12 protein-coding genes are annotated in these 13,331 nt (G+C 69.9%); 2 read left to right on the top strand and 10 right to left on the bottom strand.

The window, feature by feature from the left end; all coding sequences use genetic code 11:
* A complete protein-coding gene (locus tag IQ210_RS30190; RefSeq protein ID WP_194082337.1) occupies window positions 1–711 on the bottom strand; it encodes an MBL fold metallo-hydrolase in 711 nt (236 codons plus the stop codon).
* 200 nt (window positions 712–911) lie between these two features.
* Here IQ210_RS30190 and IQ210_RS30195 point away from each other — a divergent pair, with 200 nt between their 5' ends.
* Both IQ210_RS30195 and IQ210_RS30200 read left to right on the top strand, forming a co-directional pair.
* On the top strand, window positions 912–1,745 hold the full coding sequence (locus IQ210_RS30195; RefSeq protein WP_194082338.1) for a peptidylprolyl isomerase: 834 nt from the start codon (window positions 912–914) through the stop codon (window positions 1,743–1,745).
* A gap of 135 nt (window positions 1,746–1,880) precedes the next feature.
* The gene (locus IQ210_RS30200) at window positions 1,881–3,110 is read left to right on the top strand and encodes a DUF349 domain-containing protein (RefSeq protein WP_194082339.1); all 1,230 of its coding nucleotides are present in this window, start codon (window positions 1,881–1,883) and stop codon (window positions 3,108–3,110) included.
* A gap of 68 nt (window positions 3,111–3,178) precedes the next feature.
* On the opposite strand, the gene IQ210_RS30205 is transcribed toward IQ210_RS30200, so the two are convergent.
* The 9 genes from IQ210_RS30205 to IQ210_RS30245 form a co-directional block, all read right to left on the bottom strand.
* Complete coding sequence (locus IQ210_RS30205) at window positions 3,179–5,704, bottom strand: RelA/SpoT family protein (protein WP_194082340.1); 2,526 nt, start codon at window positions 5,702–5,704, stop codon at window positions 3,179–3,181.
* A gap of 291 nt (window positions 5,705–5,995) precedes the next feature.
* A complete protein-coding gene (locus IQ210_RS30210; RefSeq protein WP_194082341.1) occupies window positions 5,996–6,535 on the bottom strand; it encodes an adenine phosphoribosyltransferase in 540 nt (179 codons plus the stop codon).
* On the bottom strand, window positions 6,532–7,617 hold the full coding sequence (secF, locus tag IQ210_RS30215) for a protein translocase subunit SecF (protein WP_194082342.1): 1,086 nt from the start codon (window positions 7,615–7,617) through the stop codon (window positions 6,532–6,534). The genes IQ210_RS30210 and secF overlap by 4 nt, the downstream gene beginning before the upstream one ends.
* A 2-nt stretch (window positions 7,618–7,619) precedes the next feature.
* A complete protein-coding gene (gene secD / locus IQ210_RS30220; RefSeq protein ID WP_194082486.1) occupies window positions 7,620–9,386 on the bottom strand; it encodes a protein translocase subunit SecD in 1,767 nt (588 codons plus the stop codon).
* Between the two features lie 129 nt (window positions 9,387–9,515).
* Window positions 9,516–10,013, bottom strand: coding sequence for a preprotein translocase subunit YajC (yajC, locus tag IQ210_RS30225; RefSeq protein WP_194082343.1), 498 nt, complete (start codon window positions 10,011–10,013; stop codon window positions 9,516–9,518).
* Window positions 10,014–10,211: 198 nt separating this feature from the next.
* Window positions 10,212–11,285, bottom strand: a complete 1,074-nt coding sequence (gene ruvB, locus IQ210_RS30230) for a Holliday junction branch migration DNA helicase RuvB (protein WP_126270771.1) — start codon at window positions 11,283–11,285, stop codon at window positions 10,212–10,214.
* Between the two features lie 10 nt (window positions 11,286–11,295).
* On the bottom strand, window positions 11,296–11,901 hold the full coding sequence (gene ruvA / locus IQ210_RS30235) for a Holliday junction branch migration protein RuvA (RefSeq protein ID WP_194082344.1): 606 nt from the start codon (window positions 11,899–11,901) through the stop codon (window positions 11,296–11,298).
* A complete protein-coding gene (ruvC, locus tag IQ210_RS30240) occupies window positions 11,898–12,464 on the bottom strand; it encodes a crossover junction endodeoxyribonuclease RuvC (protein ID WP_194082487.1) in 567 nt (188 codons plus the stop codon). Before ruvC ends, ruvA begins: the two co-directional genes overlap by 4 nt.
* A gap of 111 nt (window positions 12,465–12,575) precedes the next feature.
* A complete protein-coding gene (locus tag IQ210_RS30245) occupies window positions 12,576–13,328 on the bottom strand; it encodes a YebC/PmpR family DNA-binding transcriptional regulator (protein WP_194082345.1) in 753 nt (250 codons plus the stop codon).
* Window positions 13,329–13,331: the final 3 nt, after the last annotated feature.

Genomic DNA, 13,331 nt, shown 5'->3' on the forward strand with positions numbered 1-13,331 from the left:
TCACATTCCTCGTCGGGGAGCGTCGACGTGCGCTCCCGGGCCGGCTGCCACCTGCCGCAGATACGGGTTGGTGGCACGCTCACGGCCGATGGTCGTCTGCTCGTTGTGGCCGGGCAGCACCACGGTCGAGTCGTCGAGCGGCAGGACCACGCGGGCCAGGGACTCGAGCATGTCGTCCATGGAGCCACCGGGGAAATCGGTGCGTCCGATGGAGCCGGCGAACAGCAGGTCGCCCGAGAAGAGAATCGGCGGGATGTCCGCCGTCTCGGGCAGGCCGAAGGTCACCGACCCCTTGGTATGGCCCGGCGCGTGCGCGACGGTGAGCTCGAGGCCCGCCAGCTCCAGCTTCGCCCCGTCCGCCAGCTCCTTGACGTCGTCCGGCTCCCCCACGGTCAGCTCGCCCATGAGCTGCATTCCGATGGTGCGGCCGAGCGCCTTCTCGGGGTCGCTCATCATGAACCGGTCCTCGGGGTGGATCCACGCCGGCACGTCATGCGCGCCGCAGACCGGGACGACCGAGGCCACATGGTCGATGTGGCCATGGGTGAGGACGACCGCGACGGGCTTGAGCCGATGCTTCTTCAGCGTCTCCTCGACTCCCAGGGCGGCCTGATGGCCCGGGTCGATGATCACGCACTCCTCACCGGCGGCGGGGGCGACGAGAAAACAGTTCGTCCCCCAGGCCCCGGCGGGGAACCCGGCAATGAGCACGATCGTCCTTCGTTGTGTCGATAAGTGCGGACTCTACGGACTGAGGGCGGGCTGAAAAAACAGCTGCGCCTGTGGTCAGAGCCTACCGGCGCTGCCGTTTCCTCAGCGAACCCATATACGGTACGGGGCACACGCAGGCGGTCGGCTCACAAGACGCACGCGTCCCAGTCGACGTACGAGACGCATGAGGAGAGAACCCGGTGGTCACCCAGGAACAGCGGAAGCGGCAGCTCGCCCGGGAGAAGTTTCTGCGGCAGCAGCAGCGGCGCACCGCCGCGCGGCGCAAGGCCCGCATGCGCAACTCCGTGATCGCGTCGGTGCTCGGCGTGATCATCGTGGGCAGCCTGGCGCTCTACACGACCGGGGTCCTCAAGGACGACGGCGACGACAAGGCCAACGCGAGCGCGTCGGCGGACCCGAGCCCCAGCGCGGTCTCCGACCCGTGCAAGAAGCCCGCCGAGGGCAAGGTCAAGACGGCGACGTGGAAGAAGGAGCCGGCGATGACGATCGACAAGTCGGCCAAGTACACGATGAAGCTGGCGACGACCTGCGGCGACATCGACATAGCGCTCAAGGCGTCCGCGGCCCCGCACACCGTCAACTCGTTCAATTTCCTGGCGTCGAAGGGCTACTTCGACCACACGAAGTGCCACCGGCTCACCACCAACGGCATCTACGTGCTCCAGTGCGGCGACCCGACGGCCGCCGGCACCGGCGGTCCGGGCTACACGATCCCGGACGAGAACCTGAAGGACAAGTCGCTCAAGGGCCAGACCTACCCGGCCGGCACGGTCGCCATGGCGAACCAGTACAACGCCCAGACGGGCGAGGGCAAGAACAGCGGCGGCAGCCAGTTCTTCCTCGTCTACCAGGACAGTCCACTGCCGGCCAACTACACACCGTTCGGTACCGTGTCCGAATCCGGCATGACCGTGCTGAAGAAGATCGCCGCCGCAGGTGAGAACACCGGCCAGGGCGACGGCGCTCCCAACGCGACGGTCGTGATCAACAAGGCGACTGTCACCAAATCCTGACCGCCAACTGCGAAATTTCGGTCGCGCGGGATGCGGACAGGCAACCCGCCGGTCGCCTATGTTGGCCGTGACGAAACTGTGGACGATGCCCGGGGGAGCACAAGCCCCTCGCAGGCATCATGTGGAGGAGGCGCTGTGAGCAGCGACCCGTGGGGCCGCGTCGACGAGACGGGGACCGTGTACGTGCGTACGGCCGACGGCGAGCAGGTCGTCGGTTCCTGGCAGGCCGGCTCCCCTGAGGAGGCGCTGGCCTACTTCGAGCGCAAGTACGAGGGCCTGGTTGTCGAGATCGGCCTCCTCGAGAAGCGAGTGAAGACCACCGATCTGTCGGCGAAGGACGCGCAGGTCGCCATCGACCACATCCGCGAGCAGGTCGACGCCCACCACGCGGTCGGCGACCTGGACGCGCTGCGGACTCGGCTGGACAAGCTCGTGGAGACCGTCGACAAGCGCCGCGAGGAGCGCAAGCAGCAGCGCGCGAAGCAGTCCGACGAGGCGCGGCACGCCAAGGAGGCGCTGGTCGTCGAGGCCGAGGAGCTGGCGCAGTCCGACCAGTGGCGGGCGGCCGGCGAGCGGCTGCGGGCCCTGGTGGACACCTGGAAGGGTCTGCCGCGGCTGGACCGCAAGTCCGACGACGAGCTGTGGCACCGCTTCTCGCACGCCCGGTCGGCGTTCTCCAAGCGTCGCAAGGCGCACTTCGCGTCGCTGGACGCGCAGCGCGAGGAGGCCCGCAAGACCAAGGAGCGGCTGGTCTCCGAGGCCGAGGCGCTGTCCAACTCCACCGACTGGGGTCCGACGGCGGCCCGCTACCGCGAGCTGATGGCGGAGTGGAAGGCCGCGGGCCGCGCCCAGCGCGAGCACGAGGACGACCTGTGGAACCGCTTCCGCGGCGCCCAGGACGTCTTCTTCGCCGCTCGCAGCTCGGTCTTCGCCGAGCGGGACGCCGAGCAGTCGGAGAACCTCAAGCTCAAGGAGGAGCTGGCCGAGGAGGCCGAGAAGATCCTCCCGGTCACCGACCTCAAGGCGGCGCGTGCCGCGTTCCGCCAGATCAACGAGCGCTGGGAGGCCATCGGCCACGTCCCGCGCGACGCCCGCCCCAAGGTCGAGGGCCGGATGCACGCCGTCGAGCGGGCCATCCAGGAGGCCGAGGAGACCGAGTGGCGCCGCACCAACCCGGAGGCACGCGCGCGTGCCGAGGGTCTGACGGGCCAGCTCCAGGCCGCCGTGGACAAGCTCCGCGGCCAGATCGAGCAGGCGCGCGCCCAGGGCAACAACGCCCGCGCCGACAAGCTCGAGCGCGAGCTGGAGGGCCGCCAGGCGCTCCTTGACCAGGCGCTGAAGGGTCTGCAGGAGTTCGGCGGCTGACAGCCGGGTGAGCTGATACGACGAGAAGGGCCCGTACGCGAGGTACGGGGCCCTTCTCGTCGTATGCGCTACGAGCGGCTGCGCGCCGACGTCACGCGGTACACGTCGTACACGCCCTCCACTCCCCTGACCGCCTTCAGGACGTGCCCGAGGTGCTTGGGGTCGCCCATCTCGAACGTGAAGCGGGACGTGGCGACGCGGTCGCGGGAGGTCTGGACGGCCGCGGAGAGGATGTTGACGTGCTGGTCGGACAGGACGCGGGTGACGTCCGAGAGGAGCCGGGAGCGGTCCAGGGCCTCGACCTGGATGGCGACCAGGAACACCGAGGACTGGGTGGGCGCCCACTCGACGTCGAGGATGCGCTCGGGCTCGCGGGACAGTGACTCCACGTTGACGCAGTCGCTGCGGTGAACCGATACTCCGCTACCGCGCGTGACGAAACCGATGATGGGGTCGCCGGGTACGGGGGTGCAGCAGCGGGCGAGCTTGACCCACACGTCGTCGACGCCCTTGACCACGACGCCGGGGTCGGCGCTGGAGCGGCGCTTGCGGCCGCGGGTGCGGGTCGGCGGGACGGCCTCGTCGATCTCCTCGGTGGCCGCCTCCTCGCCGCCGAGCGCGGAGACGAGTTTCTGGACGACGTTCTGCGCGGAGACATGGCCCTCGCCGATCGCCGCGTACAGCGCGGAGATGTCGGGGTAGCGCATCTCGTGCGCCAGCGTGACCAGGGAGTCGCCGGTGAGGATGCGCTGGATCGGCAGGTTCTGCTTGCGCATCGCGCGGACGATGGCGTCCTTGCCCTGCTCGATCGCCTCGTCGCGGCGCTCCTTGGAGAACCACGCCCTGATCTTGTTGCGGGCGCGCGGCGACTTGACGAAGCCGAGCCAGTCGCGGGAGGGACCCGCGCCGGCCGCCTTGGAGGTGAAGACCTCCACCAAGTCACCGTTGTCCAGGGTGGATTCGAGCGGTACGAGGCGACCGTTGACCCGCGCTCCTATGGTGCGGTGGCCGACCTCGGTGTGGACCGCGTAGGAGAAGTCCACGGGCGTGGCGCCGGCGGGCAGCGCTATCACGTCGCCCTTGGGCGTGAAGACGAAGACCTCGTTGCGCGACAGGTCGAAGCGCAGGGACTCGAGGAACTCGCCGGGGTCCTCGGTCTCCTTCTGCCAGTCGAGCAACTGGCGCAGCCACGCCATGTCGTTGAGGTGGTCGTCCTTGCCGGTGGTCCGCGGCTGGTCCGAGCGGACCTTGGAGGTGCCGGCGACGGCCTCCTGCTTGTACTTCCAGTGCGCGGCGATGCCGTACTCGGCGCGGCGGTGCATGTCGAAGGTGCGGATCTGGAGTTCGACGGGCTTGCCGTTGGGGCCGATCACCGTGGTGTGCAGCGACTGGTACATGTTGAACTTGGGCATCGCGATGTAGTCCTTGAACCGCCCCGGAACCGGGTTCCAGCGGGCGTGGACGGTGCCCAGGGCCGCGTAGCAGTCCCGGACCGTGTCCACGAGGACTCGGATGCCGACCAGGTCGTAGATCTCCGCGAAGTCACGGCCGCGGACGATCATCTTCTGGTAGACGCTGTAGTAGTGCTTCGGGCGGCCGGTGACGGTCGCCTTGATACGGGCCGCGCGCAGGTCCTGCTGCACCTCGTCGGTCACTATGGCGAGGTACTCGTCGCGCTTCGGCGCCCGCTCGGCCACCAGACGCACGATCTCGTCGTACATCTTGGGGTAGAGGATCGCGAAGGCGAGGTCCTCCAGCTCCCACTTGATGGTGTTCATGCCCAGGCGGTGGGCGAGCGGCGCGTAGATCTCGAGGGTCTCGCGCGCCTTCTTCTCCTGCTTCTCGCGCTTGAGGTAGCGCATGGTGCGCATGTTGTGCAGGCGGTCGGCGAGCTTGATGACCAGGACGCGGGGGTCCTTGGCCATGGCGACGACCATCTTGCGCACGGTCTCGGCCTGCGCGGCCTCGCCGAACTTGACCTTGTCCAGCTTCGTGACGCCGTCGACGAGGAGGGCAACGGAGTCGCCGAAGTCGCGGCGGAGCTGGTCGAGTCCGTACTCGGTGTCCTCGACCGTGTCGTGGAGGAGGCCCGCCATGAGGGTGGCCGGGTCCATGCCGAGCTCGGCGAGGATGGTGGTCACCGCGAGGGGATGCGTGATGTACGGATCGCCGCTCTTGCGCTTCTGGCCGCGGTGCCAGCGCTCGGCGACCTGGTAGGCCTTCTCGACCTGGCGGAGCGTCGCGGTCTCGATCTTCGGGTCGTTGCTGCGCACTATCCGCAGCAGGGGCTCCAGGACCGGGTTGTACGGATTGGAGCGCTGGACGCCGAGACGGGCGAGGCGGGCGCGGACGCGGTTGGAGGAGCCGGAGCGGGCGGGCTGCCCTGCGGGCGGGCGGACCGCAGGGGGCGTGGACGCGGGCGCGGGGCGCTCGGGCGGGGCCGGCTTGGGACGCGGCTGCTCGGCCGACTTGTCCACGGGCGCGGACTGGGCGTGCTCGACCGAGCCCTGCGTGGTGTTCTTCGCGGGCGTGGCCGCGGGTCCCGAGGCGGACTCGGGCTTGGCGGCGGTCAGTGGCTGGGCCTCGTCTGGCAAGAGGACTCCTCGTGCGCGAACCGGGTCCCCCGATCAGGCTCCGGAGACCCCATGGTAGCGATCCTGCGCCCGAGGATCGCCTTCAGGCCGATGTGAGGGCCGTCTACCTGTGGAACGTGAGGGGTGGACGGCGGCATTCCGGGGGGCGAGGCTCGTTGCCGGGTGCGGCGCCGTCGTGGCTGGTCGCGCCCACGCGGCGGTAGCCGCAAATCGATACAGCCCCGCGCCCCTGAAGGGCGCGAAAAGGCCGCCCCGGATTTGCCGGGACGGCCCTTCTGCGACGCCTGAGCCTCAGACCACCAGCAGCGCTTCCAGCGGAGCGCCCTCCAGAGCCGACTCCAGGCGCGGGCGGCCCGCGAGGAAGCCCAGCTCCATCAGGACCGCCAGGCCCGACACCTCGGCGCCGGCCCGGCGGATCAGCTGGATCGCGGCCTCGGCGGTGCCGCCGGTGGCCAGGACGTCGTCGACGATCAGGACGCGGTCGTCGGCGGTCAGGTCCTCGGCGTGGACCTCGATCTCCGCCGAGCCGTACTCCAGGTCGTACGCCTGACCGAGCGTCGCTCCGGGGAGCTTGCCCGCCTTGCGCACCGGGATGAAGCCGAGGCCCGCACGGACGGCGACCGGGGCGCCCAGGATGAAGCCGCGGGCCTCCAGGCCGACGACCTTGGTGGCACCTGTGCGCTCCGCGATCTCCGCCAGCGCGTCCGTCAGGGCCGTGAACGCCGCCGGGTCCGCCAGGAGCGGGGTGATGTCCTTGAACATCACGCCCGGCTCCGGGTAGTCGGCCACGTCACGGATGCGGCTGAGCAGGAGCTCCTTGATGTCGGTCATCGGCGCTTCCCCGAGGGACGGCGTCGGGTGGCGCGCGGTCCGACGACGGCCGGAGTGGCGTCCTCGGGGTCGCGCGCGGACTCGCCCCGGGCCTCCGCCTGCTCCTCCTCGGCGGCGGCCTGGGCGCGCTTGGCCAGCACCCGCTTGCGCAGGGCCTTCATCTGCGGCTCGCGCTCCTTGAGGTCGGCGACGAGCGGCGTGGCGATGAAGATCGAGGAGTACGCGCCAGCCGCGAGGCCGACGAACAGCGACAGCGAGATGTCGTTGAGCGTGCCCGCGCCGAGGAAGCCGCCACCGATGAACAGCAGGCCGGCCACCGGCAGCAGCGCCACCACCGTGGTGTTGATGGAACGGACCAGGGTGCCGTTGATCGAGCGGTTGGCGACGTCGCTGTAGGTGAAGCGGGTCTGCTTGGTGATGTCCTTCGTCTGCTCCTTGAGGGAGTCGAAGACGACCACCGTGTCGTAGAGCGAGTAACCGAGGATCGTCAGCAGACCGATCACCGTGCCGGGCGTGACCTCGAAGCCGACGAGGGCGTAGATACCGACCGTGATGGTGATGTCGTGGATCAGGGCGACGAGGGCCGCGATGGCCATGCGCCACTCGAAGGCGATCGCCAGATAGATCACGACGAGGACCATGAAGATCGCCAGACCCTGCCAGGCCTTGTTGGCGATCTGGTCACCCCAGCTGGGGCCGACGAGGTCGGCGGCGATCTTCTCCGGGTCGACCTTGAAGTCCTCGGCGAGCTTGTTCTTGATCTCGTCGGACTGCTGGGTGTCCATGCCGGCGATCTGGATGCGCAGCGTGCCGTTGCCGAGCTTCTGCACGACCGCGTCGTGGCCGGAGGCGTCCTTCGCGTACTCCTCGGCCTGGGAGACGGAGACGCTGGTCTTCTCCGTGGTGAAGACGGCGCCGCCCTGGAAGTCGATGCCCATGTTCAGGCCGCGTACCGCGAGGCCCACGATCGCCGTGATGGTGATCAGGATCGAGATGCCGTACCAGAGCTTGCGGTGGCCGATGAAGTCGTAGCTGATCTCGCCACGGTGCAGCCGGGCGCCGAGGTTGCCGAGTTTCGACATGCTCACGCCTCCTTCGTCTGGGCGGGGGCGGCGGGACGGCGGGTGCGGCGCAGCGGCGGCTGGGCACCCAGGCTCTTCGGGTCGAGGCCGGACCACTTGCTGCCGCTCGCGAAGAACTTCCGGCGGGCCAGCAGCGTCATCAGCGGCTTGGTGAAGAAGAACACCACGACGACGTCGAGGACGGTGGTCAGACCCAGCGTGAACGCGAAGCCCTGGACCTTGCCGACGGTGACGATGAACAGCACCGCGGCGGCGAGGAACGACACGAAGTCGGAGACCAGGATGGTGCGCCGGGCACGCGGCCAGGCCCGCTCGACGGCGGGGCGCAGGGAGCGGCCCTCGCGGATCTCGTCCCGGATGCGTTCGAAGTAGACGATGAACGAGTCCGCGGTGATACCGATGGCGACGATCGCACCGCAGACGGCCGGCAGGTTCAGCGCGAAGCCGATGGCCGGGCCGAGCAGCGCCATGATCACGTAGGTGAGGACGCCGGAGACCAGCAGCGAGGCCATGGCGACGACGGACAGACCGCGGTAGTAGAACACCAGGTAGAGCACGACCAGGCCGAGGCCGATCGCGCCGGCGAGCAGACCGGCGTGCAGCTGCTCACCGCCGAGCGCGGCGGTCACCGTGGTGACGCTCTGCTCCTGGAAGGAGAGCGGGAGCGCGCCGTACGACAGCATGTTGGCGAGGCTCTGGGCCTCCTCCTGCGTGAAGCTGCCGGAGATCTGGGCCTGGCCGCCGGTGATGGACTGGCTGACGGTCGGGCTGGAGACGACCTCGCCGTCCAGGACGATGCCGAACTCGTTCTGCGGCAGGGTGTTCTGGGCGAGCTGGCCGGTGATGTCGGCGAACTTCTTCGCGCCGCTCTTGTTGAAGTCCATCGTGACCTGCCAGCCGGCGGCGGTCTGCGTGTCGAAGACGGCCTTGGCCTCGTCGACCTCGGTGCCGGCGACGGCGGCGGGGCCGAGCAGGTACTTGTACCAGACGCCGTCGATCTCGCCGCAGCCCACGGTCGAGTCCTCCGGCTTGGCGCCCTCGCCGGCCTTGGTGCGGGCCGACTTCTTGGAGCAGTCGAGGGCCGTGTACTGGGCCTGGAGCTTGGCGTCGGCGGTGCTGCCGGTGTCGCTGCTCGACGAGGCGGAGGGGCTCGGGGAGGACGAGGCGCTCGCGGAGGCGGACGGGCTCGCGTCGGCCTTCAGCGCGTCGGTGACGGCCCGGCCCTGCGTGGTGGCCGAGGCGGACGGGGAGGAGGAAGAGGTGGCCTTCTCACCCGAGGCGCCCGACTTGCTCGCGGAGGGGCTCGGCGAGGCGCTGGACGAACCGCTGGCGGACGGGCTCGGCGAGGCGCTGGGAGCGGCGGCGCCGGTGGCCTCCTGGGCCAGGACCGGACGGAAGTAGAGCTTGGCGGTGGTGCCGACCTGGTCCCGGGCTTCCTTGGAGTTGGTGCCCTTGGGGATGTTGACGATGATGTTCTTGTCGCCCTGGGTCTGCACCTCCGCCTCGGAGACGCCCAGGCCATTGACACGGCGGTTCATGATCTCGACCGCGGTGTCCATGTTGGCCTTGTTGATCGCGGAGCCTTGGTCGGCCTTCGCCTCGAGCGTGATGCTCGTGCCACCGGCCAGGTCGATGCCGAGGCGCGGGGTCGTGTGCCCGGAGAGGAACATTCCCCCGGTGAGCGCCACGATGGCGATCAGGATCAGGGCCAGCGAGCGCCCAGGCTTGCTCTGGGCGCTCGCGCTCCGGCCCTTCTTAGGTGCTGCCACCTTCTCGTACTCCCTCTCGGGCCGCTGCGCGCCGGGTCTGCGGGCGGGCGGCCATGACATGGTGTCGATCCCGTGCGAGCTGCGTACATCCGAGGGCGCGCGGGCGTGGCCCGCGCGCCCCGGGTACGACTACTTCGCGTCGGAGTCGCCGTCGGTCTTCTTCGGCGCGTCGTCCGTCTTCGCCTCGGCGGCCTCGTCGGCCTGCTCGGCCTCGTCGGCGGGCTCGTCCTTCTTGCCGAGGTCGACCTTGTCGTCGGAGGCGGCGGCAGCGTCGTCGGCGGACTCGTCGGTCTCGGTGAGGGAGGAGGCGTCGTCGGGGACGACGTCGGTCTTCAGGTCGTGCTCGATGCCGTGGACGATGCGGTTGTACTCGTCGTCGGAGAGGACGGCACCGATCGCGTTCTTCGCGAAGAGAAGTTCGACGCCGGGGCCGGCGTCGACGAGGACGGTGTCCTCGCCCACCTCCTTGACCGTGGCGTACATCCCCCCGATCGTGCGGATGCCGCTGCCGGGCTGCATCTGGTTCCGCATGTCGGCTGCCTGCTGCTGCTTCTTCTTCGCCGACCGGGTCATCAGGAACATGGCCCCGATGAGCACGATGAACGGGAGGAGGGTCACGAGACTCACGGGTCGGTACTTCCTTCACGCGACCGCGATGCTGAGCGGCCTGATGGTTGGGGGTTTGTGCGCCGCCGACAAAGGCGGCATCGGCGGAGTCTAAGCGAGTCCGCGCGCATGGAACAACGCTCAGCATGGCACCCGGGTTCCTGGCCCGGCCAATGCCCCGCCGTCACAAAGACATCACGCCCGGCGCCATGTCAGCCGTCACGTCCCGAACAGGTCCTGTTGTCCGTTTCCTGTGGCCGCCGAGCGCGGCGGGGTGAGGCCGAGATGCGCCCATGCGGCGGGGGTGGCGACCCGGCCGCGCGGGGTCCGGGCGAGCAGTCCCTCGCGGACGAGGAAGGGTTCGGCGACCTCCTCGACGGTCTCGCGCTCCTCCCCCACGGCGACGGCGAGCGTGGACAGGCCGACCGGGCCGCCGCCGAACAGCTTGAGCAGGGCTTCGAGGACACCCCGGTCGAGCCGGTCGAGCCCGCGGGCGTCGACCTCGTAGACCTGGAGGGCGGCCGCGGCGATCTCGCGGGTGATCACGCCGTCGGCCTTGACCTGCGCGTAGTCCCGTACCCGGCGCAGCAGGCGGTTGGCGATGCGGGGCGTGCCGCGGGAGCGGCCGGCGATCTCGGCGGCGCCGTCGGTGTCGATCTCCACGTCGAGGAGGTCGGCCGAGCGGTGGATGACGCGCTGGAGCTCTGCGGGCTCGTAGAACTCCATGTGCGCGGTGAAGCCGAAGCGGTCGCGCAGCGGGGGCGGCAGCAGGCCCGCGCGCGTGGTGGCGCCGACCAGCGTGAAGGGGGGCAGTTCGAGGGGGATCGCGGTGGCGCCGGGGCCCTTGCCGACGATGACGTCGACGCGGAAGTCCTCCATCGCCATGTACAGCATCTCCTCGGCGGGCCGGGACATGCGGTGGATCTCGTCGAGGAAGAGGACCTCGCCCTCCTGGAGGGAGGAGAGGATCGCGGCGAGGTCGCCTGCGTGCTGGATGGCGGGCCCGGACGTGATGCGGATCGGGGCGCCCATCTCGGCCGCGATGATCATCGACAGAGTGGTCTTGCCGAGGCCGGGGGCGCCGGAGAGCAGGACATGGTCGGCGGTGGCGCCCCGCGCGCGTGCGGCGCGCAGGACGAGGTCGAGCTGTTCGCGGACCTTCTCCTGGCCGATGAACTCGCCCAGGTCCTTGGGGCGCAGGGCGGCCTCGACGGCCTGGTCCTCACGGTCGGCGACGGAGGCCACCAGGCGTTCGTCGGCGGCGTCGGTGCCGGTCGTGTCGTCCCAGTTCACTGACGTTCTCCTAGCGGGCGCGGTTCAGGGTCTGCAGAGCGGCCTTCAGCAGCTGGCCCACCTGGGGCGTGCCGCCGGCGGCCTCGGCCTGCGGGGCCACGGCGGACACCGCCTCGTCGGCCTCGCGGGTCGCGTAGCCCAGACCGATCAGCGCCGCGTGCAGTTGGTCGCGCCAGCCCTGGGTGACCGGGGCGCCGATGGCGGGGGCCCCGACCGGTTCGCCGAGCCGGTCCTTCAGCTCCAGCAGCAGCTTCTGGGCGCCCTTCTTGCCGATGCCGGGGACGGCGGTGAGGGCCTTCTCGTCGCCGGTGGAGATCGCGCGGCGCAGGGCGTCCGGGGTGTGGACCGCGAGCATGGCCTGGGCGAGCCGCGGGCCGACGCCGCTCGCGGTCTGGAGCAGCTCGAAGACCTGGCGCTCGTCGTCGTCCACGAAGCCGTAGAGGGTGAGCGAGTCCTCTCGTACGACGAGGGAGGTGGCGAGCTTGGCGGGCTTGCCGAGGCGGAGCGTGGACAGCGTGTTCGGCGTGCACTGCACGGCCATGCCGACGCCGCCGACCTCGACGACGGCGGTGTCGGGGGCGAGCGCGGCGACCGTGCCGCTGACGAAGGCGATCATGCCGTACGGCCTTTCGAGGTGACCCGTGCCGTGGGGGCGGCCGGTGCTTTCTTGGCGTGCAGGGCCACGGCCTGCTGGAGTCGGTTCTGCGCGGGGGCGCGCCAGATGTGGCAGATGGCGAGCGCGAGGGCGTCGGCGGCGTCGGCCGGCTTGGGAGGCGCGTCGAGGCGCAGCAGCCGGGTCACCATGGCGCCGACCTGGGCCTTGTCGGCGCGGCCGCTGCCGGTGACGGCGGCCTTGACCTCGCTCGGGGTGTGCAGGGCGACGGGGATGCCGCGGCGGGCGGCGCACAGCATGGCGACGGCGCTGGCCTGGGCGGTGCCCATGACCGTACGGACGTTGTGCTGGCTGAACACCCGTTCCACGGCGACGAATTCGGGCCGGTGCTCGTCCAGCCACTGCTCGATGCCCTGCTCGATCGCGACGAGGCGATGGCCCAACTCGGCGTCCGCGGGCGTCCGTACGACACCGACGCCGAGCATCGTCAACGGCCGCCCGGCAACCCCCTCGACGACCCCGACACCACATCGCGTCAGTCCGGGGTCCACCCCGAGTACCCGCACCACGCCCCCTCCCGCTCGATCGCCTGTTTGTGCAGGCTATCGGGTGCCACCGACAATGCGACGGGCCGACGGGGTGTGTCCCGTCGGCCCGTTCGAATCCGGAGCGTGGGCTCAGGCGTCGACCTTCTCCATGACCTCGTCGCTCACGTCGAAGTTGGCGAAGACGTTCTGCACGTCGTCGCTGTCCTCGAGCGCGTCGATCAGCTTGAAGATCTTCTTGGCGCCCTCCTCGTCCAGCTCGACCTGCATGGTCGGGACGAAGTTGGCCTCGGCGGAGTCGTAGTCGATGCCCGCCTCCTGGAGGGCGGTGCGGACCGCGACCAGGTCGGTGGCCTCGCTGAGCACCTCGAAGGACTCACCGAGGTCGCTGACCTCCTCGGCGCCCGCGTCCAGGACGACCTCGAGGACGTCGTCCTCGCTCAGCTCGCCCTTGGGGACGATCACGACGCCCTTGCGGTTGAAGAGGTACGACACCGAGCCCGGGTCGGCCATGGAGCCGCCGTTGCGGGTCATGGCGACGCGGACGTCGGAGGCGGCGCGGTTGCGGTTGTCGGTGAGGCACTCGATGAGCACCGCGACGCCGTTCGGGCCGTAGCCCTCGTACATGATCGTCTCGTAGTCGGCGCCGCCGGCCTCGAGGCCACCGCCGCGCTTGACCGCGGAGTCGATGTTCTTGTTCGGGACCGACTGCTTCTTCGCCTTCTGGATGGCGTCGTAGAGGGTCGGGTTGCCCTCGATGTCGACGCCGCCCATCCGGGCCGCGACCTCGATGTTCTTGATCAGCTTCGCGAAGAGCTTGCCGCGCTTGGCGTCGATCACGGCCTTCTTGTGCTTCGTCGTAGCCCATTTAGAGTGGCCGGACATCTG

Source organism: Streptomyces justiciae (genome assembly GCF_015163075.1).
Lineage (GTDB): Bacteria > Actinomycetota > Actinomycetes > Streptomycetales > Streptomycetaceae > Streptomyces > Streptomyces justiciae.

What these genes read in the sequence shown, in the direction of transcription:
- IQ210_RS30210 (WP_194082341.1), bottom strand. Translation starts at nt 6,535, where the DNA reads ATGACCGACATCAAGGAGCTCCTGCTCAGCCGCATCCGTGACGTGGCC.
- secF (WP_194082342.1), bottom strand. Translation starts at nt 7,617, where the DNA reads ATGTCGAAACTCGGCAACCTCGGCGCCCGGCTGCACCGTGGCGAGATC.
- ruvA (WP_194082344.1), bottom strand. Translation starts at nt 11,901, where the DNA reads ATGATCGCCTTCGTCAGCGGCACGGTCGCCGCGCTCGCCCCCGACACC.
- IQ210_RS30245 (WP_194082345.1), bottom strand. Translation starts at nt 13,328, where the DNA reads ATGTCCGGCCACTCTAAATGGGCTACGACGAAGCACAAGAAGGCCGTG.